Here is a 26,059-nt window from a genome sequence, read left to right on the forward strand (position 1 = left end):
TATTGCATGATCACTTTCAAGAAATACCGGAAGACAATCCTGGTGCTGGTTCTTGTCCTTGCCCTTTCTCTGGTTCTTCTCTCAGTTTTCAACAGGGAATCGGATGAGACGGGTCTCGCGCGAAAAGTCATTCTCGAGGCGGCCCGGCCCCTCCAGACGTTCATCGTCACAACCACGGACAGAATTGCCGGTGCCTGGCGGCGTTATGTTTTTCTTGTCGGGCTGGAAGAGGAGAACCGGTTTCTCAGGGACGAGATCGCCCTTCGTGACCGGGATCTGAACAGGGCCCGTGAGACCATCCTCGAGTGCGCCCGGCTGCGGCTTCTCCTGGACGTTAAGGAAACCGCGCCCTTCGAGACGGTGACCGCCCGGGTCATCGCCAGGGACCGTGCCGCTCTTTTCAGATCGCTGGTGATCGACCGCGGGAGCCGCCACGGCATCACCTCCGGTTCCCCCGTCATTGTCGCCGAGGGCGTGGTGGGCATCGTTATGGAACATTCCTGGAGCACGTCAAAGGTGATGCTCATCAACGACTATAATTGCCGGATCGACGCCCTGCTTCAGGGAAGCAGGGCCAGGGGCATCTTTGAAGGACACCACGGTCGCGAATGTTTCCTCAAGTATGTTCCGCGGTCCGAATCGGTCGGCGAGGGGGATGTTGTCGTTACATCCGGTCTGACGGAGACCTTTCCGAAGGGGCTGGTTCTCGGGACGGTAACGGATGTTGTGAGGGATCCCGATCATCTCTTTCAGGAAATTCGGGTTCGGCCGGCGGTGAATACCGAAAAGGTTGAAGAAGTACTCGTCGTGATCAGGCCGGGAAGCCCCGGGGAGGAGGCGGCACCGTGATCCGTTATCTGCTTTTTCCGGTCATGGCGCTCGTGCTGATCGTTCTCCAGGTGACGCTTGCCGATGTTCTTTTCATGGGTGTCATCAGGATCGAACTGACTCTTATTCTTGTGATATATCTGGGATTTTATGGTGATTTGCTTGAAGGGACCGTCCTGGCACTGATCCTGGGGTTCATTTTCGACACAATGACGGCCACCGTGCCCTTTTTTTACACCCTGTTTTATCCACTGGTATTTCTGGCCGCGAAGGGTGCCTCGCTCAGGATATACGGCGAGGGGATTTTCTTTGTCATGGGGTTTGCCCTGTGCTGTTCCCTTGCCGAAAGGGTTGCCGGTTCACTCCTGTACTGGCACTATTCAGCCATCCATCCCCCGGCGCCGGGTTTCGGGCCGGTTATCGTGCAGTCCGTGCTTCTTGCTTCTGTGGTTCCTCTGTTTTTCGCGGTCTTCAAAAAATGTGACGGAGCGGCCCATGTCGGGACTTCAAAATAGGCTCAACCGGCAGGATCCCTCCCGGTTGAGGATTCGCCTCATCGTGGCGGGTTGCATCGTATCCCTTGCCTTCGCCCTTCTCGGCGGCAGGTTCTGGTACCTCCAGGTGGTCAAGGGACCTGAATTAAGAGAACGGTCCGAAAACAACCGGATCCGGGTGCGGGAAATCAAGCCTCTCAGGGGTCTCATACTTGACTCCCGGGGAACGATACTCGTTGACAACAGCGCCTCTTTCGATATCGGGATTATTCCCAACGAAGCCCGGAACGTCGATGCCGTTGTCGATACACTGAAGCGTCTTTACGATGAACAGGAGCTTTCTTACGCGGGAGTGCCGGACTTTCAGCCGGGAAGGAGGCTGTTCACGCCCGTCAGCCTGGAGCGTAATGTGGGTTGGGACAAACTCGCCCTGGTGGAAGCACATTCGGCCGCGCTGCCGGGGGTTGTCATCGATGTCGTCCCCGTGAGGAATTACACCATGGGCCCCTCCATGGCCCACGTATTGGGCTATGTCGGTGAAATCAGCCCGGAGGAGCTGCGCGGGCCGTCTCGTCGCGACTATCGTCCCGGGTCCATCATCGGAAAGTCGGGCATCGAGAGGATGATGGACCGGTACCTGAAAGGAGAAAGCGGCGGAGAGCAGATCGAAGTCAATGTGGTGGGAAGGACGCTGAATGTTCTTGCCCGGGTTGAAGCGATGCCGGGGCTCAACGTGGTTACCACCCTGGACGCCGGACTTCAGAAACTGTGCTGGGACGTCCTTGAAGATCACGCGGGCGCTGTCATTGTCATGGATCCCCGGGACGGATCCATCCGCGCCATGGTCAGCAAACCCTCCTTCGATCCCAATCTTTTTAACCGTGGTATCACCGTCCGGGACTGGGATGCGTTTCGTGGTGACACCCGGGCGCCCTTCAAGAACAGAGCGATCGCGGCCCACTATCCCCCGGCATCGCTTTTCAAGCTCATCGTGGCCGCTGCCGCTCTGGACCGGGGACTGATAACGGGGGATGAGACCATATCCTGCAGGGGATCCCTGGTGGTGGGCGACCGCACCTTCAGATGCTGGAAGAGGGAAGGGGGACACGGGGCCCTGAACCTCCACCAGGCAATCGTTCAGTCCTGTGACGTTTATTTTTATACTCTGGGACTCCAGCTCGGTATCGATGTCATCGCCGAGTACGCCAGGGCTTTCGGCCTGGGGGAACTCACGGCACTGGACATCCTGGGCGAAAAGGAAGGTCTGGTTCCCAGCCGGGACTGGAAGCACCGCAGATTCGGGGAATCATGGCAGCAGGGCGAAACGGTTTCAGTTTCGATCGGCCAGGGCTTCCTGAACGCGACGCCCCTGCAGCTCGTCCGTGCCTTCAGTGCCTTGACGAACGGGGGAATCTTGTACAAGCCCAGGATTCTGGATCGGCTGGAGACGCCCCGGGGAGAGGTCGTCGATGTGTTTCATCCCCTGGAGGTGGCCCGTCTGCCCTTGAGCCCCGAGCATCGCGAACGGCTCAAAAAGGCCCTGTGGGGGGCCGTCAATGAGCAGAGAGGAACCGGGGGAGCCGCCGGAAGGAGTGAACGTGATGTCTGTGGAAAAACCGGCACGGCCCAGGTCATCTCCATGCCCGACGACGATGACGAGGTAAAAACCATGAAGACACCTCAAATGCACAGGGATCACGCGCTCTTTGTCTGTTCGGTTCCCTGCGGGGACCCCCGCGTTACGGTGATAATCGTTGTTGAACACGCGGGACACGGTGGATCCGTCGCCGCCCCCATGGCGAGGAAAATCGTCGACTGGTACATGGAACACAGGAGCGAACCGGGAAGCGAAGGGGAAACCCTGACGGTTCGGGGCGCAGGACACGGGCATGAAAATTGACCGAAGGGTGCTGACTAATTTTGAGTGGTTACTGCCGCTGCTGGTAGTGTCGATTTGTGCCGTGGGGGTTATGAACCTCTACAGCGCTGGTTCAAACCTGCCCTTCACGACCGGGACACCGTCCTGGATGAAGCAGATGTACTGGATCGGCATGGGGCTGGTCGCCATGATGTTCTGCCTTGCCGTCGACTACCGGCATATCGTCCGCCACGGCTACATCATCTATGGCATATCGATTCTGCTGCTCGCGGGGGTGCTCCTGTACGGAAGTATAACCCATGGATCGCAACGGTGGCTGTCCCTGGGCGATTTCTCCTTTCAGCCCTCGGAACTCGTCAAGCTCACCATGGTTATCGCCCTGATAAAGTACATCGATGAGCGCAATGTCGGGACGGTCTTTTCTCTTCCGGCGCTCATGATTCCCTTTGTGATCGTCATGCTCCCCGTGGTGATGATTATAAAACAGCCCGACCTGGGTACGGGAGTTTTCCTGCTGCTTCTTTTCCTGTCAATCATTCTGTTCGCCGGAGTCGAGATGCGGGCCTTTTTCACCCTTGTCGCGGCGGGGGTGGCTTTTCTCCCGGTCATGTGGTTCGCGATGAAAGAGTATCAGCGGGACCGTCTGCTCATGTTTCTGAATCCCGAACGGGATCCCCTGGGAGCCGGGTACCACATCATCCAGTCGATCATAGCCGTCGGTTCCGGGGGTCTCATCGGGAAGGGGTACATGAAGGGCACTCAGAGCCAGCTGAAATTTCTGCCCGAACAGCAGACGGATTTCGTTTTTTCCGTTTTTGCTGAAGAGTGGGGATTCCTGGGAGTAATAGCGGTTCTCGCGCTGTTTTTTTCGATCCTCCTGTGGGGTTTTCACATCGCCCGGAGGGCCCGCGATTTTTCGGGGTCCATGCTCGCCTTCGGCATGACGATGATTATTTTCTGGGGCGTATTCGTAAACGTGGGCATGGTGCTGGGCATCCTCCCCGTCGTGGGCATCCCGCTTCCCTTCATGAGTTATGGCGGTTCATGCATGGTTGTTCTCATGATGGCCGTGGGGTTGATGATGAACGTGAGCATGCGGCGGTTTGTGCTGCAGTCGTGACGGTACGGGATATTCCGGCTTTTCGTGAGTTCGTCGGAATGCAATGGTCCCGATACAGAAAGGAAGGCTTGCGAGACGTGGGAAAACGAGACGACGAGATCAAGGCGTTTCTTGGAAAGGAAACGGAATTTGACGGGAAACTCATTTTGTGTGGAACCATTCGGATTGACGGACGTTTCAAGGGGGAGATCCACGGGGCGGGCATGCTCATTGTGGGGAAAGACGCCTCCGTGGAGGCTGCCGTTACCGTGGATCGCATACAGATCTCCGGTGCCGTCAAGGGAAAGCTCACCATCAAGGAGAAAGTTGAGATTACCGAAACGGGTTCCCTGGCCGGCACGCTCGTCACGCCTGTTCTGGTCATCGGGGAAGGCGCCCGCTTTGACGGGCAGTGCACCATGGGCGCTGAAACCGGGGGGGACGGCGATTCCGGGGGCTGATGTTGTACTCCCGCCTCCCGCATCGCTTGCAACCGGAGCACGATATGCCTTCCCGGCATGCGGCACAGGAAGGCTGGAAAATGCTTGACAAGCGGAAAGACTTATGGTTAGTACACCACGCGCTTGCGCTTGGTGATCGTATCCGACCGGCCCAAGTTCGCTTCCCCGGTAGCATTTATCACGAAATGGCTATCCCGTTTCAGGGTTCGTCAACAGGAGAGGCAGAATGGTAGATCTTGATATAACACTTCTGTATCAGGCCGCAAATTTCCTCATCCTCATGTTTATCCTTAATCTCATTCTTTACAAGCCTCTTATGAAACTCCTCGGTGACCGTCAAAAGCGTATCGATGACGCTCACGACGAGGTCCGGTCTCTTGAGGCATCCATCGATGAAAAAGTTGCCGATTATGAGGATACCCTGCGCAGGGCCCGGGCTGAGGCCATGGAGGAGCGTGAGAGCATCAAGGCGGCGGGAACCGATGCGGCGAAGGACATTCTCGGGTCAGCCCGCGAAGAGGTGTCCGAAATGATTCAGGGATTTAAAACCAGGGCAGCCGCCGAGAAGGAGGAAGCCCGGATACTCCTTCATAAACAGACCCGCCGGATGGCTCGTGAGATTTCCGAAAAGGTTCTGGGAAGGGGTGTCCAATGAAGCGGTTCCTTATTGCAGCAGCCATTGTAGTGTTCTCGGCGGGTCTTTCCTATGCCGCCGGTGATGGAGACCATTCCGGACAGATGAAGGATTTTCTGTGGAGAATCCTTAACTTCACCATCTTTACCGCCATAATCTACCTGCTGGCGCGCAAGGCCGTCAGGGGGTTTTTCTCAGGGCGACGCCGGCGGATACGGGAATCCATAGAAGAAGCCGAACGGTTCCGTGACGAGTCTCTCGAGAAACTGCGAGAGTACGAGACAAAGCTCGAGAAGGCCTCCCAGGAGATCGTCGGGATCGCGGAGATGATCCGGTCCCAGGGAGAGCGCGAGAAGGAAAAGATCATTGATGACGCGAAGATAGCGGCGGAAAAGATGAAGCAGGACGCCGGAACCCGGATCGACCAGGAGTTCAAGAAAGCCGTGGCGGAGCTGAAGGAAGAGGCGACGAGGCTGTCCGTCGAGATGGCGGAAGAGATATTGAAGAACAATATCGATGAAAAAGACCACGAAGCGATGGTCGACGATTTCTTGAATAGGATGGTGACCAGAAATTGAGAGGAAGCGAAATCGCGAAGCGATATGCCAAGGCGCTCTTCAAGGTCGCGCAAGAGGATGAGGCTGTCGAAAAAATTCATGGTGAGCTGGCAGGCTTTGCATTGACCCTGCGAGAGAACAAAAACCTGATGGAGTTTTTCGCCAATCCTGTATTCGACCAGAACGACAAGATATCGGTCATGAAGGAAATTCTCAAGAAAATGAAAATTTCCGGTCTGACGGCAAACTTTTTGTACCTTCTTGTCGAAAAGAGAAGGATGAACATTTTCTTCGAAGTCGAGGCCTGTTTCCGTGATTACCTCGACACGCTCATGAACAAGGTCAGGGTACAGGTGAAAACGGCATTTCCCCTGTCCGATGAGATGGTTGCAAGACTGTCGGCCCGCCTTCAGGAAATAACCGGCAAAAATGTGGAGATGGCCGTCGATGACGACAGGTCGCTCCTGGGAGGAATCGTCGTCGCCGTGGGTGATACCCTCTATGATGGGAGCATTAAAACGCAACTTTCGAGAATCAGGGAACTCATAAGGGAGGAGATATAGATGCAGGCGATCAGGGCGGAAGAAATTACACAGATAATCTCGAAGCAGATCAAGGAATACGAGAAAAAACTTGATATAAGCGAGACCGGTACCGTGCTTAACGTCGGTGACGGCATCGCCCGCGTCTATGGCGTCGAAAATGCCATGGCAATGGAACTTCTCGAGTTCCCCGGCGGTATCCTCGGCATGGTGCTGAACCTTGAGCGGGACAACGTGGGTGTGGCCATTCTCGGTGAGGACACGCACATCAAAGAGGGCGATATCGTCAAAAGAACAGGGAATATCGCGCAGATTCCCGTGGGCGAAGGGGTCCTCGGCCGCGTTATCGACGCTACGGGACGGCCTATCGACGGCAAGGGGCCCATTGAAACCAACGAATTCAGGCGCATTGAAATGGTCGCTCCCGGCGTTATCCATCGGCAGCCCGTCAACCAGCCCGTGTACACCGGCCTCAAGGCCATCGACGCCATGACGCCCATCGGCCGGGGACAGCGGGAACTGATCATCGGCGACCGGCAGATAGGAAAGACGGCCATCTGCATCGATGCCATTATCCGCCAGAAAACAACGGGCATCAAGTGCATCTATGTGGCCATCGGCCAGAAGAAGTCCACCGTGGCGCAGGTGGTCGAGGTGCTGCGGCAGAACGATGCCATGGACTACACCTGCGTGGTTTCCGCCTGTGCCAGTGACCCCGGAACGCTCCAGTACATCGCGGCCTTCGGTGGTTGCAGCATCGGGGAATACTTCAGGGACAACGGTCAGGACGCCCTCATCATGTACGATGACCTCTCAAAACAGGCCGTAGCCTATCGCCAGATTTCACTTCTTTTGAGGCGCCCCCCCGGACGCGAAGCCTTCCCCGGCGACATCTTCTACAATCACTCCCGACTGCTCGAACGGGCCGCAAAGCTCAACGACGATCTTGGAGGGGGTTCCCTGACGGCCCTGCCGGTCATCGAAACCCAGGCCGGTGACGTGTCGGCCTTTATTCCCACCAACGTTATTTCCATAACCGACGGTCAGGTATATCTCGAGCCCGACCTCTTCTATTCCGGTGTCCGTCCGGCCATCAATGTGGGACTGTCCGTGTCACGGGTCGGCGGCGCCGCCCAGGTTAAGGCCATGAAGCAGGTGGCGGGAACCCTGAAACTCGACCTGGCCCAGTACCGTGAGCTTGCTTCCTTTGCCCAGTTCGGCAGTGACCTCGACAAGGCCACGCAAGCGCAATTGGACCGGGGCGCCCGCCTGGTCGAAATCCTCAAGCAGCCCCAGTACAAACCCATGTCGCTTCCCGAGGAAGTACTGGTACTGTTCGCGGCGGTCCGCGGATACGTGGACAAGTACGAAGTTGCCCAGCTCAAGAGCTATGAGGAACAGCTGTTGAGCTTTGTCCGGGCCAAGCACCAGGATGTTCTCGACGAACTGGAGCAGAAGCAGGAAATCGACAGTGACGTGGAAAAGAAACTGAGAGCCGCCCTGGAGGAGTTCGACAGCATTTTCGCGGCGGCCTGAGACGAACACAGGCACTCACTCCGGCGTAATGTTGTGCAGGTTCTTAAGGAGACGATCCGGTAATGGCTGAATCATTAAGAGATATAAAAAGAAAAGCCCAGGCCGTCGAAAAGACGAAACAGATAACACGGGCCATGAACATGGTTGCCGCCTCGAAGCTCAAGTCCGCCCAGACGCGGATGGAGAACTTCAGGCCCTACGCCCGGAAAGTCATGGAGGTATTGAACAGCCTGTCGTCGCAGATGTCGGGCATTTCCAATCCTCTCCTGGCCGTCAGAGAGCCGAAGAGAGCCAAGCTCATCGTCATGACGTCCGACAGGGGGCTTTGCGGGGGGTTTAACACGAACGTTATCAAGGCTGCCGAAGGATTCATCAAGTATCACCGGAATGAAGGCAAGGAACTGGCCCTGGTGACGGTGGGCAAGAAGGCCCGCGATTATTTCCGGCGCAAGGAAACCGTAACGAATCAGTACGTGGATGTCCTGGCGAATTTCAACATGGAGCTTGCGGTAGCTCTGGGCGCTGACGTGATCGGGCCCTTTGAGGAGGCCGAATATGATGAACTCTTCATTGCCTACAACGAATTCCGCAACATAGCTTCCCAGAGGCCGAAAATAGTACGCCTGTTGCCGCTTGCCGCCGAAGAGCCGGCTGAAAGCGACGTGTTCGGTGACTATATCTATGAGCCCTCCGACGAGGTTCTGTTCGCCCAGATCGTTCCCATGTACATCAGGGTCCAGATATTTAACGGACTCCTGGAAACATCGGCCGGAGAACACGGGGCGCGCATGGTGGCCATGGAAAACGCCACCAGCAGTTGTGAGGAAATGATTGAGACTCTGACGCTGAAGTTCAACAAGGCACGACAGGCTGCCATTACGACCGAGCTCATGGATATCGTTGGAGGGACAGAAGCCCTGGCGAAGTCATCATAGCCCGGACTGGAACGATTAAAAACCCGGACAGACCATTTTAAGGAGAGAGGGATGAATACAGGAAAGATTGTTCAGGTAATAGGTCCTGTTGTGGACGTTGAGTTTGAAGAGGGCAAACTCCCGAATATTCTGAATTCCATATTGATTACAAACCCGACGATCAACGACGAGGAAGATAACCTCGTCGTCGAGGTGGCCCAGCACCTGGGAGACAACGCGGTCAGGTGCATCGCCATGGATGTCACCGACGGTCTCGTGCGGGGCATGACCGCCAAGGACACGGGAGCCCCCATCACGGTTCCCGTGGGAAAGTCATGCCTGGGACGAATTCTCAATGTCGTGGGACGGCCCGTGGACGGTCTCGGCCCCGTCGGCATGGAACAGACGGCTTCTATTCACCGCGAGGCACCGCAGTTCACCGAGCAGGATACGTCGGTGCACGTTCTCGAAACCGGCGTGAAGGTCATCGACCTCCTGGTCCCCTTTCCCCGGGGCGGAAAGATGGGCATGTTCGGGGGAGCCGGCGTGGGCAAGACTGTCGTCATGATGGAGATGATTCATAACATCGCCATGCACCATGGCGGCATTTCCGTTTTCGCCGGAGTGGGAGAGAGAACCCGTGAAGGAAACGACCTCTATCTGGAGATGAAGGAATCGGGCGTTATCAGTCAGGCTGCCCTGGTCTACGGTCAGATGACGGAACCCCCGGGAGCCCGCATGAGGGTTTCCCTGACCGCTCTCGCTCAGGCGGAGTATTTCAGGGATGAAGAGGGACAGGACGTGCTTCTCTTTGTGGACAATATATTCCGCTTTACCCAGGCCGGCTCTGAGGTTTCGGCCCTTCTCGGGCGTATGCCCTCGGCGGTCGGATACCAGCCCACGCTGGCCACGGACCTCGGTGCCCTCCAGGAGCGCATCACCTCTACCACGAAAGGCTCCATTACCGCCGTTCAGTGCGTGTACGTTCCCGCCGACGACCTTACGGACCCGGCGCCGGCAACGACCTTCGCGCACCTTGACGGAACGGTCGTTCTTTCCCGGCCTATCGCGGAACTGGGCATCTATCCCGCCGTGGATCCCCTGGATTCAACATCGAGAATTCTCGACCCTCTGGTTTTGGGAGAAGAACACTACGCCACGGCTCGCGACGTGCAGATGATCCTCCAGAAGTACAAGGATCTGCAGGATATTATCGCCATCCTGGGCATGGACGAACTCTCGGAAGAGGATCGGCTTACCGTCAGCAGGGCACGCAAAATTCAACGATTCCTTTCACAGCCTTTCCACGTTGCCGCCCAGTTTACCGGAACGGAAGGAACGTTCGTCACTGTCGCCGACACGGTGCGGGGATTCAGGGAAATCCTCGACGGAAAGCATGACGAGCTTCCCGAACAGGCCTTTTACATGGTTGGCGGGATTGAAGATGTTATTGAAAAGGCGAAGAGACTCTCCGAGGATTAGCGTCGGGCGGGAGGATTGATGCATGGCTGATGAATTACTGCTTGAAATAGTAACCCCCGAAGAAATGGTTTTCAGCGATGAGGTTGAAGACGTCTATGTTCCGGGTGTTGAGGGGGCTTTCGGTGTCCTCGTCGGGCACGCGCCCCTTTTGAGCGCCGTGAAACCCGGAGAACTTCATTTCCGTCGGGAGGGGAAGGAAACCAGTTACGCCGTGGGCGAGGGTTACGCCGAAGTGACGGGCAAACGGGCTACCGTTCTCGTGGAGATATGCGACCGCGCGGACAGGATTGACACGGCGGCGGTACACCGGCAAAAAGAAACGGCGGAAGCAAAGCTCGCGAAACTGGACAAGGACGACAGTGGGTATGGAAAAGTGATGGCTGAAATCGAGATGGCTGAAATCCGCCTTAAGGTAGCGGAAAAAGCCTGAACGACCCCACCCTTCACAACACGATGATAGCCTGCTCCATTTCGGGCCGGTGAGACGATCAGACGGGATCTCACCGGCCCTTTTCTGTGCCTGCGGGTCACGGGTCGTGTAGAGACCTTTAACACTATCGATTGTGTCATTTCAACGGCCGCATGTGTCATTTCGAGGAGCGCCTTAAGGCCCGTCATTTCGAGGAGCGCCTTAAGGCCCGTCATTTCGAGGAGCGAAGCGACGAGAAATCCTGATGATTGCCGTTAGTGAAAGATTTCTCCCTACGGTCGAAATGACAAAAATGGCCGGCATTCAAGGCTCTCCTCGTCATTTCGAGGAACGTCTTAAGGTCCGTCATTTCGAGGAGCGAAGCGACGAGAAATCTTTCCTTGATATCGAAATGACACAATCGATTGTTGGAATGCGCTTGCCTCATCAGTGACGGTCTCGATCAAAAAGGGGAGCCCCCCTACCGAGCGACGGGCGTGACTCTCCTCGACCTGGTTCCCGGCGAATCCCTGCATGCAGTATGAATCCTTCGGATATCCTCCGGCGGATCCGCGAGGCGGTGGACGTTTCAGGCGGGTCACGCCTCGTGGAACGGCAGGAAAGGGGAAAGCGGGGTGAGCCCACGGTACGGGGATGGCCCGGACAGGTTTCAACAGGAGGGAATCGGGTCGGAAGCACCTGGTGGGTTCCCGCCGGTCTCATTCATGATGGTATCTCCGGGGAGGAAGCTAGAGAGTTCCCCTCACGGCGAAAACAACAAAGATCACCAGAATGACGAACAGGATAACAGACATCGGTTTGCGGTATCTGTTGGCCGAATAGGTCGTGTCGGTGGATTCGTCATGCATGAAGAACCGAACGGGATTCTTGCTCAGGACCGCCACGGAGCGGGCAAAGGCAATCGCCTTGACCTCCATGGTATCGAAGAAGAAGTTTACCGATCTCACGAAGACAGCCCAGAAGACAGGCTTTGTTTTACGATAGAACCAGTCCGTATCCACGGGAATCGCGGGTTCTCCGGCGAGGCGGTCTTTCATGAGCCAGAAACCCACGAAGGTAAGGCCGAGTGTCTGCACCGCCTCAACGAGGTGGGGCACCGTGAAGGGACGATAGGTCGCGTCGAAGGGCAGCCAGGTGTACAGAAGTGAGGGGAAAATCCCGAAGAGAATGCAGAAGAAGGCGGCAATACCCATGCCGACGATCATGCAAGTCGGCGCCTCTTTCTTGGGGCGGACGCCCCAGTTCGCACCGAACCAGGTGTAGTAGGGGAGTCTCAGACCCGTATGGAGAAAGGTACCCATGGAGGCCAGCATCAGGACAAACATGGCCGCTTCGTAATGGGAGTAACCGGCCGCGCTTACGATCATCGACTTGCTGATGAACCCGTTCAGGAAAGGAATCCCCGATATTGAAAAAGCTCCGACCAGGTACAGGCCCACAATCCACCGCTGGTATTTCGCCAGTCCGCCAAGCTGGTCGAGCTTGGACGTTCCCGTCGTATAGAGAACCGCGCCGGTGGCCATGAAGAGCAGTGACTTGTAGAGAATGTGGCTGAATGCATGGGCTACGGCTCCGTTGAGGGCGAGCTGGGTTCCGATTCCGACGCCCACCACCATGTAGCCCACCTGGCTGATGGTCGAATAGGCAAGTATTTCCCGGATATCCCTGGAGAGCAGGGCATATATGGTTCCCCAGAGAGTCATAACGGCACCGGCGATTATGAGGATCTCCCATCCGGGGAACAGCCGGATCAGCACATAGACTGCCGCCTTGGTGGTAAAGGCGCAGAGGAACACCGCACCCGTGACGGTCGCCTTCGGATAGGCGTCGGCAAGCCAGGCGTGCAGCGGAGGAACAGCCGCGTTCAGCGCCACGCCCAGAAGGATAAGCCGGGAGGAAAGTGACCCGTCACGGATTATCTGCGTAAGCTCCAGGGAGCCGCCGCCGGAAAGATGGAGGAGAATGCCCGACAAGAGAAGCCCGCCGCCGAAGAGATGAACCAGCACGTAGCGGAAACCCGCGCCTTCGGATTCCTTCGTCCGCCTCGCCCAGATAAGATAGGTGGCGGAAAATGCCATGATTTCCCAGAAGATGAAGAGCGTGAGAAAATCTCCGGCGAAAACGGTGCCCAGGGCGCCTCCCGCATACAGCAGAGCCGCTACCTGCTGGCCCGTGTCTTCAAGATAGTACGCATAGACACCGCCGATAATCGTTATGAGAGCAAAGATGGTTCCGAACATGCGGCTCAGGCCGTCCACGTGGGCGACGGTCAGAGTATAGCCGGCGAACCCGACGGTCAACAGGTCGCCGAAGGGGGATATCCAGATGACCAGCAGTGATAGAAGCGGGAACAGGATGAACGACCCGGAGCGGAGAAACTTCGGCAGTAGCGGCAGAATAATGGCGCCGGCCATGAGAAAGAAAAAGGGTGGAAGATAGAAACTACTGAACATCGTAGTAATCCTCGTTCTTTTGAATAAACAGTTTCCCCAGGTATCGTGAGATCAGGATGAGCGCGATAGCTCCGATGAACCCGAATATGATGTAAAAACCGGGAATATTCTCCCACCAGTGGTGGGCTTTCCGGGTGAATTCCGCAATAAAGGAAAGTACAATAACGGCCCCGAGGGCTATCCAGAGATTCCGGTTCATAGCAGCATCCCCCCCGTCAGGCTTTGGGCCACCATGCTTGCAAGCTCATGGAAGTGGAAGAACAGATCGGGACACAGTCCTAGAAGGAGCGACAGAATCGCCGTGATGACCAGGGGAACCACCATGAACCTGGGTGCCTCGCCGTGGCCTTCGAGGCCTTCGCCCTTCATGAAATAGGCACGGTACACTATGGGGAAGAAGTATCCCGCGTTAAGCAGCCCGCTGATGAGAAAGATAGCCAGCACCACGAGCTGATCCGACTGCAGGGCTCCCATGCCCAGAAACCACTTGCTGACGAAGCCGTTTATAGGGGGCACCCCCGCAAGCCCCAGTGATCCGACGATGAAGGCCCCCATGGTCCAGGGCATGATTTTTGCGATCCCGTTGAGCTGACTGATGTTTTCCCGGTGGAGGTTCACGTAGATGGCCCCGGCGCAGAAAAACAGCGTGATCTTCATGGTGGCGTGGGTGGCGATGTGCAGCATGCCTCCCAGGAATCCCGCGGGCGAGAGGAGCGCGGCTCCGAGGACTATATAGGAGAGATGTCCCACCGTGGAATAGGCGAGCCGCCTCTTCAGGTTGTCCTGCTTGAAGGCGATAAAGGACGCCAGCAGTATCGTCGCGCCGGCAAAAACGGCCAGGATGATGTTCAGGCCGTAGGCGGCCATGACCTCGGGGCCGAAGACAAATCCCACTACGCGGATGACGCCGAAGACACCGGATTTGACAACGGCCACGGCGTGCAGCAGGGCACTGACCGGTGTGGGGGCTATCATGGCCACGGGGAGCCAGCTGTGGAGCGGCATGATGCCGGCCTTGACGCCCACGCCCCCCAGGAAGAGGAAGAAGAGAGCCGTCATCGCTCCCTGGGAGAGGACGACGGTGCCGAATAACCCACCGGCCTTGAAATCTATGGTACCCGTCGCGAGATAGGTGAAGGCGGCACCGGCGATGAGAAGCAGGCCTGCCGACAGTGTATAGAGGAGGTACTGCCGTCCGGCGCTGATTGCCTCCTTTGATTCTTTATGAATAACGAGAGGGTAGGTTGAAATTGTCAGAATTTCGTAGAAGATGATAAAGGTCAGCAGGTTCGCCGAAAAAGCGATTCCCATGGTCGCCGAGAGACACATGGCAAAACTGGCGAAATAACGGGTCTGCTTATGCTCTTGATTCCCGCGGACGTACCCGATGGAATAGAAGGACGTTACAATCCAGAGCCCCGAGGAAATCAGCGCGAAGAAGACGCCGAAAGGATCGGCTTTGAGAGCCAGGTCAATACCGGGTGAAATTTCCAGCAGATGAAGAGCGGCGCTGCGTCCTTCAAGGGCGCCGGGTAACAATGAAAGCACCAGGAGGAACTTGCTTACCGCGGCTATGATGGTCCATGTTTCACGAAGGTTGGGCTTTGACGAACTCAGGAGAATGAGGGGCACCGCAGCCATGGAGACCAGCACCGCGTAGAGGGGAATATGTGATACGTAGATCAGTTCATTCATGAGTTACAGGCCCAGGGGAATCATTGGTTTAATAAGCGTTGTGACTATGACGGCGTTAAAAATGCCAAGCAGGAGCAACGCCACGGCAAATATAATGACCGGGACCAGCATGGACGGACCCGGCTCACCACTGCCGAAGGTAACCGCTTCCTCTTCCGGGGCAGCCTGGTGATCATCCCGGCCGCCGCTGTGTTGATCATTTACTGTTTTATCGGAAGGTGATTTCATATATACTTTTTCGATAACCCTGAAGAAGTAAACCGCGTTGAGAAGGCTGCTCACCAAGATCACCCCGAGGAAAATCCATTGGGAGTTCTCGATGGTTGCCAGGGCCAGGTACCACTTGCTGAAAAATCCGGCCAGCGGCGGCAGCCCGACCATGGAGATGGCCGCTACGGTAAAGGCCGCCATGGTAAAGGGCATTTTAACCCGGTAGGAGCTGTCGAACCGGGAGATGTCGGAATGTCCCATGTGGACCCTCATGTTCGCCGCCACGAGGAAGAGGCAGGCCTTCATGGTCGCGTGGTTCACCACGTGCAGCACGGCCCCGATGAACCCCAGGGGGTTTGCCATGCTGACGCCCAGGCCTATGTAGCCTACCTGGGCCACGCTGCTGTATGCCAGCATACGCTTCAATTCACTCTGGGCGATGGCGAGTATGGAACCGTAAATAATGCCCGCCGCGGAAAGCCATCCCAGGATCGTGAGAACAGGAATGCCCTTGCTGACAAGGTTTGCTCCGTAAACAAAGAACAGCGCCCTGATCAGAATGTATGAAGCCACTTTTGTTCCGATAGGCGCGATCAGCGCCGAGGTCGTTGAAGGGGCCAGCGTGTAAGCGTCCGGCAGCCATCCGTGCAGGGGGAAAATGGCCATCTTGATTGCAATGCCCACAACCATGAAAACAAGGGCGATAATGATGGCCGGGTCGTTGTGGGGCTGCAGCAGGGGGATGATGAGCGCCAGGTCGGCCATGTTCAGGGATCCCGTGTTTATATAGAGGAAGCCCAGGCCGAGGAGATAGAAGGAGGCTCCCACGGTACCGAGGATGAGGTACCGCAAGGCGGCGAAGGCCGACCCCCGTTCTCCGGTCGCGACGAGTCCATAGGACGCGAGAGAAGCGATTTCAAGAAACACGAAGAGGTTGAAGAAGTCACCGGTTATAACAATACCGTTGAGGCCCAGCATGAGCAGCATGGCCACGGAATAGTAAGGAACAACCTTCCTCACGAGTTCGATCTTGTTTACGTGGAGGGAATGGACCAGCACGATGGTGGCCACGATGTTGATGACCACGGCCACGAAGCCTGACAGATGGTCAATGGAATATTCAATGCCGAGGGGCGGAATCCAGCCGCCGAAATGGTAGTGCAGGGGACCGTACCGGACCACGTGAACAAGCATACCCACGGAGACGGCCGAGGCGAGGGCCGCCGCCGCTACCGCCATGGGGTAGGCGTACTGCCGGTACTTGATCTTCGTCAGGGCGATAAGCAGGCACGCCGTGAGGTAGATAACCGGTATGAGTGCGGGAGCGTTTCTTACCATCGCTTCATTTCTTCGATCAGTTTTTCTTCGTCGACCGTCTTGTAGTGTTTATAAATGATAATCAGGAGAGCGTAGGCCACACCCGTCGTCGCGACACCCACAACGATCGCCGTCAGCATCAGCGTGTGGGGAAGCGGGTTGATGTAAAGAGCCGTGCTTCCAAGTCCGATGTCCGGGTCGTATATGGGAACGGTGGCGTTCCACTTAACGGCGCAGGACACCCAGAATAAAATGATGGCCCCCTGGAAGATGTTCAGGCCGATGATCTGCTTCACCAGGTTCCTCATGAACAGAACCGCGTAGAGTCCTATACAGAGGAGGACGAAGACAAAAAAGTAGCTGTAGTGTCCGAGCAAGAATTCCATCGTTATTCGTCTTCCCTTCGATACAGTTCCCGGGGTTCATCTTCTTCCAGAAGGTCATCGTAGATGGAAACCAGTATACCCATGACGGCGAGCCCGATGCCGACCTCGACGACAAGGATGCCGAGCGACCTGAGCATGGGGCCGTCAACGCCGGGAATGATGAAATGGGCGTAATTCAGCACTTCTCCGCCGTTAAGCATGCATATCACGCCGACGCCGAAGAAAATTGAAACTCCCACGACGCCGATCGGAGTACCCCAGATTCTTCTGAACTGGAGCTCCGATATGCGGCTTCCGGCAGTCAGGCGGATCAGGAGGATGCTTGCCGCCAGCAGGGCGCCTCCCTGAAATCCTCCACCGGGACCGTAGTGGCCGTGAGCGATGACGTAGGCCCCGAACATCATGATGAAGGGGCTGATCATTCTGCTAACGATTATGACGATCGGACTTTCGTCTCTCTCTTTCACGTGGACCCCTCGTCGTTCTCAATAAAAGGAAACAGATCAACCCCGCCGTGAGGATGACAACTTCTTCCCCGAGCGTATCGTAGCCTCTGTAGTCGGCCAGGATGACCGCCACCATGTTCGGTGTCGCCGCGTCATCGTAGGCGTTCAGTATATAGTGGGTGGCCGCGTTGGGCGTTCCGGCGATGCTTGTTTCAGCGTTCAGCGGCGCGTAGGCATCGCCCCTGTTCGGAAGGCCGCTTGAACCGTAGATAAGAACTGCCCCGAAGGCGACAAGAGCAACAAGCCTCAAGATCCTGAACCGGGACTGTTTTTTTTCGATCGCTATCGGTGACGTCTTAAAGATGGCGATGATGATGAACAGTCCCGTCACACCGGCGCCGACAACGGATTCCGTGAAGCCCACGTCGATGGATCCCATGGAAATATACGCCAGGGCCATGAGGAAGCTGAAGATCGTCAGGTTGACCGCCGCCGTCAGGATGTTCTTCGACAAGACGGCCACCCAGGCCGTCAAGACGATAAAAACCATCAGTGTGATTTCAAGTTGCCAGTACATTTATTTTTTTTCATCCCCCCCGGCAGGGCCGAACCACGGTTTGAGTCCTCCCCTGTAGGCGGCCCGTGCTATGGCATGGGATCCCGTGGGGGTCGCGTGAGCCACGAAAAGAATGGCAATGAACAGTTTGCCGCTGTTCAGCGAGAAGCCCTCGTAGATCATCAGCCCCCCAAGTACAAGAATGATTCCCAGGGTATCACCCACGCTGACCGCGTGGGCCCGGGAGTAGAAATCGGGAAACTTGATGATGCCCAGGCTTCCCACGAAGAGAAAGAAGGCGCCCATAATGATGCACGCCGCTGCCAGTATGATTTGAATCTCGATCATTCCTTCTCCTTTTTTCTCGCAGAGTTGAGATACTTGGCTATCGCGAGTGTTCCGAGAAAGTTCAGGATCGCGTAGGCGAGGGTAATATCCAGGAACATGTCGAACCTGTCGTATATGTTGCCGATGATTAAGATCAGGACCAGCGTTTTGGTTCCGATGGATCCGGCTCCGAGAATTCTGTCGAAGAGCGTCGGTCCGACATACATCCGGTAGAGCGGCATCAGTATGATGATGGTCAGGATAACAGCTGTGTAGAGGAAGAACGTCTGCATCAGAAATCATCCGCCCGTAGCACGTCATAGTCGATCATCATGGTTCCGCCGTCGGGATCGTAGAGTTTGCCCACGCGGTCCGGCATGTCGCTGTTGATGATTCCTTCCGACGACTGATCCGTCAGCGCGTGGACCAGGAACTCGTCGCCGACGAGGTCGATCGTCAGTGTTCCCGGTGTGAGGGTAATGGAATTGGCCAGGATGACCCGCGACGTGTTAGAGGGCAGTCTTGTCCTGAAACGCACCAGGGACATGTTCAGGGGATCCCCCGGCGTAAGTATGACGCGGGCCACGTGAAGGGCCGCCTGGATGATCTGCCAGACCATCCAGGGGAAATAGCTGAAATGAAAATATCCCAGTCGAAGCTGGGGACGTTTCTCCGCGGCCGGGTAAAACCGTTCCCGCAGAAGTTTCCGGTCAAGCCAGAAGACCAGGGCGACGGAGATGACTCCCATGGAGATGTGGAAAACGTCAAAGTAGCCGCTCATCACAAGCCAGAAGGCCATCATCAAAAGCAGCAGAACGGCATTGTTTTTTGGTGGATGTGGATTGTTTTTCACGCTTGGTTACCCTGCCTCACAATAACCACTTCTTGTATATCGACCGGGCAAAATGAACGATCCGCTTTGACTGGGCCATCCATAATCCATCAAATGCCTCATGTCAAGGGTAAAAAACCCTTACTTTGTGGTTTTCCCCCTTTCATGCGCTCTTTACATTTTACATGGGAAGGTCAATATACTATAGAGTCCTCGTGTGAAAGGCCGACAGCGGAGCGAACCGGGAGCGGCGCGCGCCGCGGTGTCGTGAAACGTGATCCAATGGGAGTGACCTTTATAAAAATTGCGGCCACGGGCCTCGGCGTCGGCATGTCGCCCGTTGCTCCCGGAACCCTGGGAACGATCGTCGGAATACCGCTGTATCTCGTCTTTTCCGTCCTTCCTCCGCCCCTCTGTTTTCTCTGCGTTCTGGTCTTCATATTCTTTGCCGTCCACGTGTCGGCCGAGGCGGAGCGGCTGTTCCGGGAACGTGATTCCTCGAAGATCGTCATCGATGAGATCGCCGGGTACCTGGTTGTCATGATGTTCGTGCCGCCCTCGGTGTTCACCGTCGTTGCGGGTTTTCTTTTATTCCGGTTCTTCGATATATTGAAACCCTTTCCGATCAGGATCATCGAGAAGCGACTTCCCGGAGGGTTCGGGGTAGTCGGCGATGACGTGGCGGCGGGAATTTACGGGGCCGTGATTCTGAACATCCTGATACGGCTGATCTGATGTGAGAGGTACCGGCGGGAAATCCGGGGGGGCATCCGTCATGAAAGCGGGATTGCTTATTATAGGGGATGAACTGACGGGAGGGTCGATCCCGGACGTCAATTCTTCCTTCATCGCGGGAGAGCTTGACCTCTCCGGGTGGGATGTTTCGACGATTCTTCTGACGGGTGATGACCCCGAAGCGATAGCGAACGGCCTGGAATATCTGCTTTCCCGGTCCGATGCCGTCATCGTTTCCGGCGGCCTCGGACCGACGGCGGATGACATAACAACCGCCGCCATCGCGGCCGCATTCAACCTTCCCCTCGATGAGAATCGGGAAATCCTGGCGCGCCTGAAAGAACGCTTCAGTTCTTTCGGTATCCCCTGGACGGAAAACAACGCCAAACAGGCGTGGTTTCCCCGGGGAGCGGGAATTATCGAGAATCCCGCGGGCACGGCTCCGGGTTTTTACCTTAAACGGGAGGACAAGGCGGTGATTGTGGTTCCCGGTGTCCCCCGGGAGGTCCGACAGATGGTTCCCCGGGGCGTGCTGCCGCTCCTGGAGCGTGATTTTCCCGTGACCGGGGGGGAAAAGGCCCGAAAGACGATTCGAATCTTCGGGCTTTCAGAATCCCGGGTGGATGAAATAATAGCCGGTATGGGCCCTTTCCCCGGTGTTACCTTAGGGTTCTATCCCCGTTTTCCGGAAAACCACCTGGTACTCCTGGCCCGGGGTCGGGGCAGGAACGAGGCGGTCGCCCGTCTGGATGAAGCGGCAAGGCGGATTCATGAAGCGCTCGGTCCTTATATCTACGGTCTCGATGACGAAACACTGGAAGGTGTCGTCGCCCGGATTCTCACTGAACGGGCTCTCACCCTGTCCGTCGCCGAATCCTTCACCGGCGGGCTCATAACGGATCGTCTCACCGACATTCCCGGCAGTTCCCTCTTTCTGGAACGAGGGGTCGTCGCCTACAGCAATGAGTCGAAGGTGCATCTTCTGGGTGTGCCTCCGGACGTTATCCAACGGCATGGTGCCGTGTCCCGCGAAACGGCCCGGCTGATGGCCCGGGGGATACGGGCCTCGGCAGGAACGGACCTGGGGCTGTCAACCACGGGGATTGCCGGCCCATCGGGAGGAAGCGCGGAAAAACCCCTGGGGACGGTCTATATCGCCCTTGCCGACAGACAACGTGTCGTCTGCCGGAAGGCGCGGATTCGCCGGGGGCGGCGGGACATAAAGAAAATCGGTTCCAGCATGGCGCTGGAGATGGTACACAAATACTTGACAGGAACGCAAGTCTGTGATGAATAGACAGAGCATGCGGATGTTCATCGCCGTTGAGCTTCCCGGACCCGTCGTCGATTACCTCGAAATGGTTCAGAACCGGTTGAAAGGAAGGCTCGGCGGCGTTCGGTGGGTCGCTCCCTCTTCGATTCACCTGACTCTGAAATTTCTTGGCGATACCGATTCCGGACTACTCGAGATCCTGTCCCGGGCCGTGAGAAAACACACGGATTCTCAAAAGACAATCACCCTCTCCCTGGCGGAAGTGGGAGTATTCCCGGACGTGACCAGGCCCAGGACCATCTGGGTCGGTCTCGGCGGGGACACAGCGGTCCTTTCCGGGCTCCGGAAACGCATCGAATCGGAGCTTGACGCACTCGGCTGCAGGAAGGAAAAACGGTCCTTCAAGCCCCATGTGACCCTGGGACGCGTCACATCAGTCATGGAGGCGGTCCCGGGACTGAAGGAAGCCATGGACCTGCAGAAAACGGGGGAAGAGCCCTCCTTTACCGTACGCGGGCTGACACTGTTCAGAAGTGACCTGCACCCCCGGGGCGCTCGGTACACCCCTCTGGAACGGTACCCCTTCGGAGATGAAATATGAGGGAATCCCGGGTATTCGCGGAGAACCTCTCTCCTCGGGAGACGGGTGAATGGGGTCGAAACTAGTGTGAATACTATACGAAATACGAAAGGGGAGCATCACATGGCGGTACATTCGGAACGGGGAAAAGCGGTAGACCTTGCGATTTCGCAGATAGAAAAGCAGTTCGGGAAGGGATCCATCATGCGGCTCGGGAGCGGTGACGTTGTTTCCGACGTTCCCGCCATTCCCACGGGGGCCCTCAGCCTGGATCTCGCCCTCGGCGTGGGGGGCATTCCCCGCGGGCGGGTTATCGAGATCTTCGGCCCCGAATCGGGGGGCAAGACAACCCTGGCCCTCCATGTTATCGCGGAAGCCCAGAAAGAGGGAGGACTTGCCGCGTTCATCGACGCGGAGCACGCCCTCGACGTGACCTACGCCCGAAGAATCGGTGTCAACACCGACGACCTGCTCATCTCCCAGCCTGATTCGGGCGAGCAGGCCCTGGAAATCGCCGAAGTCCTCGTTCGAAGCGGGGCACTGGACGTCCTGGTGGTGGACTCCGTCGCGGCCCTGGTCCCCCGTTCCGAGCTTGAAGGGGACATGGGAGACGCCCAGATGGGACTTCAGGCCCGCCTCATGTCACAGGCCTTAAGAAAACTCACCGGCAGTATCAGTCGTTCAAAGACAACGGTCATTTTCATCAACCAGCTCAGAATGAAAATAGGCACTTTCTTCGGCAACCCCGAGACCACGACAGGCGGGAACGCCCTCAAGTTCTACGCTTCCATGCGCCTCGACATTCGCAGAACAACATCCATCAAGATAGGTCAGGATCAGGTCGGCAACAGAACCAGGGTGAAGATCGTGAAGAACAAGGTGGCACCGCCCTTCAGGGAGGCCGAGTTCGACATCATTTTCGGCACCGGCATTTCCCGTGAGGGTGACCTGCTCGACCTGGCCGGCGACAACGGCATTGTTGAAAAATCGGGGGCATGGTATTCCTTCGGCGGGGAACGTATCGGGCAGGGAAGAGAAAACGCGAAAAACTTCCTCAAAGAAAATCCCGACATAGCGGAGGCCATCGAAGCGAATCTTCGGAAAAAATTCCCTGTTCTGGCAAGAAAAAGTGGTGAAACCGCCGCTTCCGGTGAGGAATGAGTGAGGCAGACCGTCTTCAGGGGGCCGCCCGGACGGCGGCCTACCGCCTTCTGGCCCGCCGGTCGAGAAGCATCAGGGAACTCACCATCCGGCTGATGGAGAAAGGGTTTCCCGAAGCCGTTGTAACGGCGGTCATCGATCGGTTCCGGGAGCTGCGTTATCTCGACGATGCCGCCGTGGCCCGCCAGTGGGCCCGCAGTTACGCCGTCAACAGTCTCTGGGGAGACCGGAAAATACAGGCCAGGCTTCTGGACATGGGCATTCCCGAAGAGCTTGTGCAGGGGGCCGTGGAAGAGGCGAGGAAAGAAGTAACCCAGCGTGAAGCCATACTGAAAATACTGGAAAAACAAAGCCCTGAACGATTGACAGCACCTGCAATTTCCGTTAAGGAGAAGCAGCGATTAATCAGGCACCTGGCGGCGAAGGGGTTTCCGCTGTCCGTTATTTACGATGTGCTGGACCACCCGGTCAAGGAGAGTGACAGTGTTGACGGCCAATGAGATCAGGCAGAAGTTTCTGGATTATTTCAGGGAGCGGGATCATACCGTCGTTCCCAGTTCATCCCTCGTCCCCCGGGAGGATCCGTCACTGCTCTTTACCAACTCAGGCATGGTGCAGTTCAAGAATCTTTTCCTGGGGCAGGAGGACCGCGGCTACACCCGGGCGGTCAGTTCACAGAAATGTGTCCGTGCCGGGGGAAAGCACAACGACCTCGAAAGCGTGGGATACACGGCCCGCCATCACACGTTTTTCGAAATGCTGGGCAACTTTTCCTTCGGCGACTATTTCAAGGTCGAGGCCATTACCTGGAGTTGGGATTTTCTCACCCGTGTCATGGGGCTCCCCGCCGGGAACCTCTGGATCACCATTTACAAAGACGATGACGAAGCCTTCGGGATATGGCACAAAACCGTGGGTATTCCCGCGGACCGGATTGTCCGTCTCGGTGAAAAGGACAATTTCTGGGTCATGGGTGATACGGGTCCCTGCGGTCCCTGTTCCGAGATTCTTTTCGACCAGGGCGAAGCCCTGGGGTGCAACGAACCTTCCTGCGGCATCGAGTGCGAATGCGGCCGCTACCTCGAGATATGGAACCTGGTGTTCACCCAGTTCGATCGCGACGCTTCCGGAAACCTGACGCCTCTCCCCAGGCCGAATATCGACACGGGCATGGGGCTCGAACGCCTGGCGGCGGCTATTCAGGGAGTTCCCACCAATTATGACACGGATCTTTTCAGCGACATCATCACCGCCGTTGAAAACCTGTCGGGAAAATCCTACGGGAGCGACGGCGACGGGGACATATCCATTCGCGTTATTGCCGATCACGCCCGGGCACTGACGTTTCTCATAGCCGACGGTGTCCTGCCGGGCAACGAGGGCCGGGGATACGTTCTGCGCCGCATACTCAGGAGGGCCGCCCGGCACGGCAGGCTCCTCGGAATCGACAGGCCCTTTCTCCCGGATCTCGTGCCGGTGGTCATAGCCGGGATGGGCCGGGTGTATCCGGAACTGCTGGACAAGGAATCCTTCCTGCGTACCGTCGTGACCAACGAGGAACAGCGATTCATGGAAACCCTCGACGGGGGACTTCGCATTCTCAACGAGGAAATCGAGCGTCTCGGCAAAGCGGGTGAAAGGATCATCCCCGGTGCCGTGGTGTTCAAACTCTACGACACTTTCGGCTTTCCCCTGGACCTGACGGAAGAAGCGGCCCGATCGGCCGGCCTGACACTCGACACGGAGGGATTCCATGCCGCCATGGAGGCCCAGCGGGAACGGGCCCGCCGGTCCTGGCAGGGGAGCGGTGAAGAGGCCGTTTCCGAAACCTACCGCCGCCTGGCCCTTTCAGGGGTGTCAACGGAATTCGTCGGCTACGAGGGCAACTGCGAGGCATCGTCCCGGGTCATCGCCCTTCTGAAACGGGGAGAACCCGTGGATGAGCTTCTCGAGGGCGACGAGGGGGAAGTCATAACGGAACGGACGCCCTTCTATGGCGAAGCGGGAGGGCAGGTGGGGGATGTGGGTGTCCTGGAGCATGAAAACGCCCGCTTCGAAGTTCGTGCTACCCGGAAACCCCTGGACACCCTCTTCACGCACGTGGGTGTTGTCGCCTCGGGACGCGTACGGGTGGGTGAAACGGTGCTTCTCAAGACCGAAAGGATGCTCCGGCGGGCCATCGAAGCCAACCACTCGGGAACCCACATACTGCAGGCGGCGCTGGTCCGTATTCTCGGAGATCATGTAAAGCAGTCCGGCTCCCTGGTGAACGCCGACCGACTCCGTTTCGACTTTACCCACTTCGCCCGCATCGACGGGGAAGAGCTTGACCGCGTTGAAACCCTGGCGAACGAATACATACGCCTCAATCTTCCCGTCACATCGGAAATCATGAGCCGGGACGATGCCCTGAAAACGGGGGCCACAGCCGTCTTCGACGAGAAATACGGTGACGTTGTGCGCCTGGTTCGAATGGGAGACCTGAGCGCCGAACTCTGCGGCGGTACCCACGTGAGCCGAACAGGGGACATCGGGTATATGAAGATCCTTTCCGACAGCTCCATAGCGGCCGGTGTTCGGCGTATCGAGGCCGTCACCGGTGGAGAAGCGGTCCGCCACGGCCGGAGAACGGAGGAGATACTGAAACGATCGGCGGCGCTCCTGAAGACGAATCCCCTGGAATTGACGGCCCGTCTGGAGAAGCTCCTGGCCGGCCAGAAGGAACTGGAACGGGAGTGCGGCGTCCTTAAGGGAAAGCTTGCCTTCCGGGACACATCAGGCCTGGCTGAAGATGCGGAAGAGATCGGCGGAGTGCCCGTTCTGGCGGCGACGCTGGAGGCTCCCGACGTGAAGACTCTCCGCGAGATGGGCGACCGGTTCAGGGACAGGCTCGGCTCCGGTGTCCTGTGTCTGGGAAGCGTCATCGACGGCAAGGCCATGCTTCTGTGCATGGTTACCAGGGACCTCTCCGGCCGGTTTCACGCCGGTGACATCATCAGGGAGATAGCCCCCCTGGTGGGCGGGAAAGGCGGTGGTCGTCCCGATATGGCCCAGGCGGGAGGATCCGATCCGTCCGGCCTGGGCGACGCGCTGAAGAGATTCAAGGAGATCGTCGCTGCCGCGGGGAACCCATGACACCCCGACATGCCGGTGAACGATAAAAGCGAAAAAGCCCCGTCCTCGAAAAAGCCGTTGACAAAGAAGAATTCATCGGTCATCATGTAAAGCATCT

At 57.1% G+C, this 26,059-nt stretch carries 28 protein-coding genes; 18 read left to right on the top strand and 10 right to left on the bottom strand.

Translation table 11 applies throughout. From position 1 onward, the window contains the following. The first annotated feature begins 6 nt into the window (after window positions 1-6). The 12 genes from mreC to M0Q23_05730 all read left to right on the top strand — a co-directional run bounded on the left by mreC (window position 7) and on the right by M0Q23_05730 (window position 10,856). Window positions 7-849 carry a rod shape-determining protein MreC gene (gene mreC, locus M0Q23_05675; protein MCK9528123.1) on the top strand — a complete coding sequence of 281 codons (843 nt, stop codon included), beginning with the start codon at window positions 7-9 and terminating at the stop codon, window positions 847-849. Beyond that, a complete protein-coding gene (locus M0Q23_05680; GenBank protein ID MCK9528124.1) occupies window positions 846-1,343 on the top strand; it encodes a hypothetical protein in 498 nt (165 codons plus the stop codon). Before mreC ends, M0Q23_05680 begins: the two co-directional genes overlap by 4 nt. Further along, entirely contained in the window at window positions 1,324-3,222 is a 1,899-nt protein-coding gene (gene mrdA, locus M0Q23_05685) for a penicillin-binding protein 2 (protein ID MCK9528125.1), read from the top strand. The genes M0Q23_05680 and mrdA overlap by 20 nt, the downstream gene beginning before the upstream one ends. Beyond that, window positions 3,212-4,321 carry a rod shape-determining protein RodA gene (rodA, locus tag M0Q23_05690; protein ID MCK9528126.1) on the top strand — a complete coding sequence of 370 codons (1,110 nt, stop codon included), beginning with the start codon at window positions 3,212-3,214 and terminating at the stop codon, window positions 4,319-4,321. Before mrdA ends, rodA begins: the two co-directional genes overlap by 11 nt. Before the next feature lie 77 nt (window positions 4,322-4,398). Continuing rightward, window positions 4,399-4,761, top strand: a complete 363-nt coding sequence (locus M0Q23_05695; GenBank protein ID MCK9528127.1) for a polymer-forming cytoskeletal protein — start codon at window positions 4,399-4,401, stop codon at window positions 4,759-4,761. Between the two features lie 226 nt (window positions 4,762-4,987). Then, window positions 4,988-5,416: an ATP synthase F0 subunit B gene (locus M0Q23_05700; GenBank protein ID MCK9528128.1), complete on the top strand. Its 429-nt coding sequence runs from the start codon at window positions 4,988-4,990 to the stop codon at window positions 5,414-5,416. Then, complete coding sequence (locus M0Q23_05705) at window positions 5,413-5,973, top strand: ATP synthase F0 subunit B (protein MCK9528129.1); 561 nt, start codon at window positions 5,413-5,415, stop codon at window positions 5,971-5,973. Before M0Q23_05700 ends, M0Q23_05705 begins: the two co-directional genes overlap by 4 nt. Further along, the gene (gene atpH, locus M0Q23_05710; protein MCK9528130.1) at window positions 5,970-6,515 is read left to right on the top strand and encodes an ATP synthase F1 subunit delta; all 546 of its coding nucleotides are present in this window, start codon (window positions 5,970-5,972) and stop codon (window positions 6,513-6,515) included. The genes M0Q23_05705 and atpH overlap by 4 nt, the downstream gene beginning before the upstream one ends. After that, the gene (gene atpA / locus M0Q23_05715) at window positions 6,516-8,030 is read left to right on the top strand and encodes a F0F1 ATP synthase subunit alpha (protein ID MCK9528131.1); all 1,515 of its coding nucleotides are present in this window, start codon (window positions 6,516-6,518) and stop codon (window positions 8,028-8,030) included. It abuts the gene before it with no gap. 62 nt (window positions 8,031-8,092) lie between these two features. Next, window positions 8,093-8,965, top strand: coding sequence for an ATP synthase F1 subunit gamma (atpG, locus tag M0Q23_05720; protein ID MCK9528132.1), 873 nt, complete (start codon window positions 8,093-8,095; stop codon window positions 8,963-8,965). 51 nt (window positions 8,966-9,016) lie between these two features. Then, window positions 9,017-10,426 (top strand): F0F1 ATP synthase subunit beta, encoded by a 1,410-nt coding sequence (gene atpD / locus M0Q23_05725; GenBank protein MCK9528133.1) that lies wholly within the window; start codon window positions 9,017-9,019, stop codon window positions 10,424-10,426. A 22-nt stretch (window positions 10,427-10,448) separates the two neighbouring features. Then, the gene (locus M0Q23_05730; protein MCK9528134.1) at window positions 10,449-10,856 is read left to right on the top strand and encodes a F0F1 ATP synthase subunit epsilon; all 408 of its coding nucleotides are present in this window, start codon (window positions 10,449-10,451) and stop codon (window positions 10,854-10,856) included. 728 nt (window positions 10,857-11,584) lie between these two features. On the opposite strand, the gene M0Q23_05735 is transcribed toward M0Q23_05730, so the two are convergent. From M0Q23_05735 to M0Q23_05780, 10 genes are read right to left on the bottom strand one after another with little or no spacing between them, the layout of a single operon-like run. Beyond that, complete coding sequence (locus M0Q23_05735; GenBank protein ID MCK9528135.1) at window positions 11,585-13,309, bottom strand: Na(+)/H(+) antiporter subunit D; 1,725 nt, start codon at window positions 13,307-13,309, stop codon at window positions 11,585-11,587. After that, a complete protein-coding gene (locus tag M0Q23_05740; GenBank protein ID MCK9528136.1) occupies window positions 13,299-13,508 on the bottom strand; it encodes a hypothetical protein in 210 nt (69 codons plus the stop codon). The genes M0Q23_05735 and M0Q23_05740 overlap by 11 nt, the downstream gene beginning before the upstream one ends. Then, window positions 13,505-15,004, bottom strand: coding sequence for a monovalent cation/H+ antiporter subunit D family protein (locus M0Q23_05745; protein ID MCK9528137.1), 1,500 nt, complete (start codon window positions 15,002-15,004; stop codon window positions 13,505-13,507). The genes M0Q23_05740 and M0Q23_05745 overlap by 4 nt, the downstream gene beginning before the upstream one ends. A gap of 3 nt (window positions 15,005-15,007) precedes the next feature. Further along, entirely contained in the window at window positions 15,008-16,552 is a 1,545-nt protein-coding gene (locus M0Q23_05750) for a hypothetical protein (protein MCK9528138.1), read from the bottom strand. Continuing rightward, window positions 16,546-16,917 (bottom strand): cation:proton antiporter subunit C, encoded by a 372-nt coding sequence (locus tag M0Q23_05755; protein ID MCK9528139.1) that lies wholly within the window; start codon window positions 16,915-16,917, stop codon window positions 16,546-16,548. The genes M0Q23_05750 and M0Q23_05755 overlap by 7 nt, the downstream gene beginning before the upstream one ends. A 2-nt stretch (window positions 16,918-16,919) precedes the next feature. Next, window positions 16,920-17,384, bottom strand: a complete 465-nt coding sequence (locus tag M0Q23_05760) for a hypothetical protein (GenBank protein MCK9528140.1) — start codon at window positions 17,382-17,384, stop codon at window positions 16,920-16,922. Then, on the bottom strand, window positions 17,344-17,940 hold the full coding sequence (locus M0Q23_05765; GenBank protein MCK9528141.1) for a DUF4040 domain-containing protein: 597 nt from the start codon (window positions 17,938-17,940) through the stop codon (window positions 17,344-17,346). Before M0Q23_05765 ends, M0Q23_05760 begins: the two co-directional genes overlap by 41 nt. Continuing rightward, complete coding sequence (gene mnhG / locus M0Q23_05770; protein MCK9528142.1) at window positions 17,941-18,267, bottom strand: monovalent cation/H(+) antiporter subunit G; 327 nt, start codon at window positions 18,265-18,267, stop codon at window positions 17,941-17,943. Further along, window positions 18,264-18,539, bottom strand: a complete 276-nt coding sequence (locus tag M0Q23_05775) for a monovalent cation/H+ antiporter complex subunit F (protein MCK9528143.1) — start codon at window positions 18,537-18,539, stop codon at window positions 18,264-18,266. Before M0Q23_05775 ends, mnhG begins: the two co-directional genes overlap by 4 nt. Next, window positions 18,539-19,099 carry a Na+/H+ antiporter subunit E gene (locus M0Q23_05780; protein MCK9528144.1) on the bottom strand — a complete coding sequence of 187 codons (561 nt, stop codon included), beginning with the start codon at window positions 19,097-19,099 and terminating at the stop codon, window positions 18,539-18,541. Before M0Q23_05780 ends, M0Q23_05775 begins: the two co-directional genes overlap by 1 nt. A 246-nt stretch (window positions 19,100-19,345) precedes the next feature. On the opposite strand from M0Q23_05780, the gene M0Q23_05785 reads away from it, so the two are divergent. From M0Q23_05785 to alaS, 6 genes are all read left to right on the top strand, one after another. Next, window positions 19,346-19,813, top strand: a complete 468-nt coding sequence (locus M0Q23_05785) for a phosphatidylglycerophosphatase A (GenBank protein MCK9528145.1) — start codon at window positions 19,346-19,348, stop codon at window positions 19,811-19,813. Between the two features lie 40 nt (window positions 19,814-19,853). Then, window positions 19,854-21,110 carry a competence/damage-inducible protein A gene (locus M0Q23_05790; protein ID MCK9528146.1) on the top strand — a complete coding sequence of 419 codons (1,257 nt, stop codon included), beginning with the start codon at window positions 19,854-19,856 and terminating at the stop codon, window positions 21,108-21,110. Next, window positions 21,103-21,687, top strand: a complete 585-nt coding sequence (gene thpR / locus M0Q23_05795; GenBank protein ID MCK9528147.1) for an RNA 2',3'-cyclic phosphodiesterase — start codon at window positions 21,103-21,105, stop codon at window positions 21,685-21,687. The genes M0Q23_05790 and thpR overlap by 8 nt, the downstream gene beginning before the upstream one ends. Window positions 21,688-21,789: 102 nt before the next feature. Then, the gene (gene recA, locus M0Q23_05800) at window positions 21,790-22,827 is read left to right on the top strand and encodes a recombinase RecA (GenBank protein MCK9528148.1); all 1,038 of its coding nucleotides are present in this window, start codon (window positions 21,790-21,792) and stop codon (window positions 22,825-22,827) included. Then, window positions 22,824-23,327 carry a recombination regulator RecX gene (locus M0Q23_05805; protein MCK9528149.1) on the top strand — a complete coding sequence of 168 codons (504 nt, stop codon included), beginning with the start codon at window positions 22,824-22,826 and terminating at the stop codon, window positions 23,325-23,327. The genes recA and M0Q23_05805 overlap by 4 nt, the downstream gene beginning before the upstream one ends. Further along, complete coding sequence (gene alaS, locus M0Q23_05810) at window positions 23,305-25,962, top strand: alanine--tRNA ligase (GenBank protein ID MCK9528150.1); 2,658 nt, start codon at window positions 23,305-23,307, stop codon at window positions 25,960-25,962. Before M0Q23_05805 ends, alaS begins: the two co-directional genes overlap by 23 nt. The last annotated feature ends 97 nt before the right edge of the window (window positions 25,963-26,059 follow it).

This window comes from Syntrophales bacterium (assembly GCA_023228425.1).
GTDB lineage: Bacteria > Desulfobacterota > Syntrophia > Syntrophales > UBA2210 > MLS-D.

What these genes read in the sequence shown, in the direction of transcription:
- atpG (MCK9528132.1), top strand. Translation starts at nt 8,093, where the DNA reads ATGGCTGAATCATTAAGAGATATAAAAAGAAAAGCCCAGGCCGTCGAA.
- M0Q23_05765 (MCK9528141.1), bottom strand. Translation starts at nt 17,940, where the DNA reads ATGTACTGGCAACTTGAAATCACACTGATGGTTTTTATCGTCTTGACG.
- M0Q23_05790 (MCK9528146.1), top strand. Translation starts at nt 19,854, where the DNA reads ATGAAAGCGGGATTGCTTATTATAGGGGATGAACTGACGGGAGGGTCG.
- recA (MCK9528148.1), top strand. Translation starts at nt 21,790, where the DNA reads ATGGCGGTACATTCGGAACGGGGAAAAGCGGTAGACCTTGCGATTTCG.
- M0Q23_05705 (MCK9528129.1), top strand. Translation starts at nt 5,413, where the DNA reads ATGAAGCGGTTCCTTATTGCAGCAGCCATTGTAGTGTTCTCGGCGGGT.
- M0Q23_05805 (MCK9528149.1), top strand. Translation starts at nt 22,824, where the DNA reads ATGAGTGAGGCAGACCGTCTTCAGGGGGCCGCCCGGACGGCGGCCTAC.
- M0Q23_05745 (MCK9528137.1), bottom strand. Translation starts at nt 15,004, where the DNA reads ATGAATGAACTGATCTACGTATCACATATTCCCCTCTACGCGGTGCTG.
- rodA (MCK9528126.1), top strand. Translation starts at nt 3,212, where the DNA reads ATGAAAATTGACCGAAGGGTGCTGACTAATTTTGAGTGGTTACTGCCG.
- M0Q23_05740 (MCK9528136.1), bottom strand. Translation starts at nt 13,508, where the DNA reads ATGAACCGGAATCTCTGGATAGCCCTCGGGGCCGTTATTGTACTTTCC.
- atpA (MCK9528131.1), top strand. Translation starts at nt 6,516, where the DNA reads ATGCAGGCGATCAGGGCGGAAGAAATTACACAGATAATCTCGAAGCAG.
- M0Q23_05750 (MCK9528138.1), bottom strand. Translation starts at nt 16,552, where the DNA reads ATGGTAAGAAACGCTCCCGCACTCATACCGGTTATCTACCTCACGGCG.
- M0Q23_05700 (MCK9528128.1), top strand. Translation starts at nt 4,988, where the DNA reads ATGGTAGATCTTGATATAACACTTCTGTATCAGGCCGCAAATTTCCTC.
- M0Q23_05730 (MCK9528134.1), top strand. Translation starts at nt 10,449, where the DNA reads ATGGCTGATGAATTACTGCTTGAAATAGTAACCCCCGAAGAAATGGTT.
- thpR (MCK9528147.1), top strand. Translation starts at nt 21,103, where the DNA reads ATGAATAGACAGAGCATGCGGATGTTCATCGCCGTTGAGCTTCCCGGA.
- mnhG (MCK9528142.1), bottom strand. Translation starts at nt 18,267, where the DNA reads ATGATCGAGATTCAAATCATACTGGCAGCGGCGTGCATCATTATGGGC.
- M0Q23_05755 (MCK9528139.1), bottom strand. Translation starts at nt 16,917, where the DNA reads ATGGAATTCTTGCTCGGACACTACAGCTACTTTTTTGTCTTCGTCCTC.
- mrdA (MCK9528125.1), top strand. Translation starts at nt 1,324, where the DNA reads ATGTCGGGACTTCAAAATAGGCTCAACCGGCAGGATCCCTCCCGGTTG.
- M0Q23_05735 (MCK9528135.1), bottom strand. Translation starts at nt 13,309, where the DNA reads ATGTTCAGTAGTTTCTATCTTCCACCCTTTTTCTTTCTCATGGCCGGC.
- mreC (MCK9528123.1), top strand. Translation starts at nt 7, where the DNA reads ATGATCACTTTCAAGAAATACCGGAAGACAATCCTGGTGCTGGTTCTT.
- M0Q23_05775 (MCK9528143.1), bottom strand. Translation starts at nt 18,539, where the DNA reads ATGCAGACGTTCTTCCTCTACACAGCTGTTATCCTGACCATCATCATA.
- atpD (MCK9528133.1), top strand. Translation starts at nt 9,017, where the DNA reads ATGAATACAGGAAAGATTGTTCAGGTAATAGGTCCTGTTGTGGACGTT.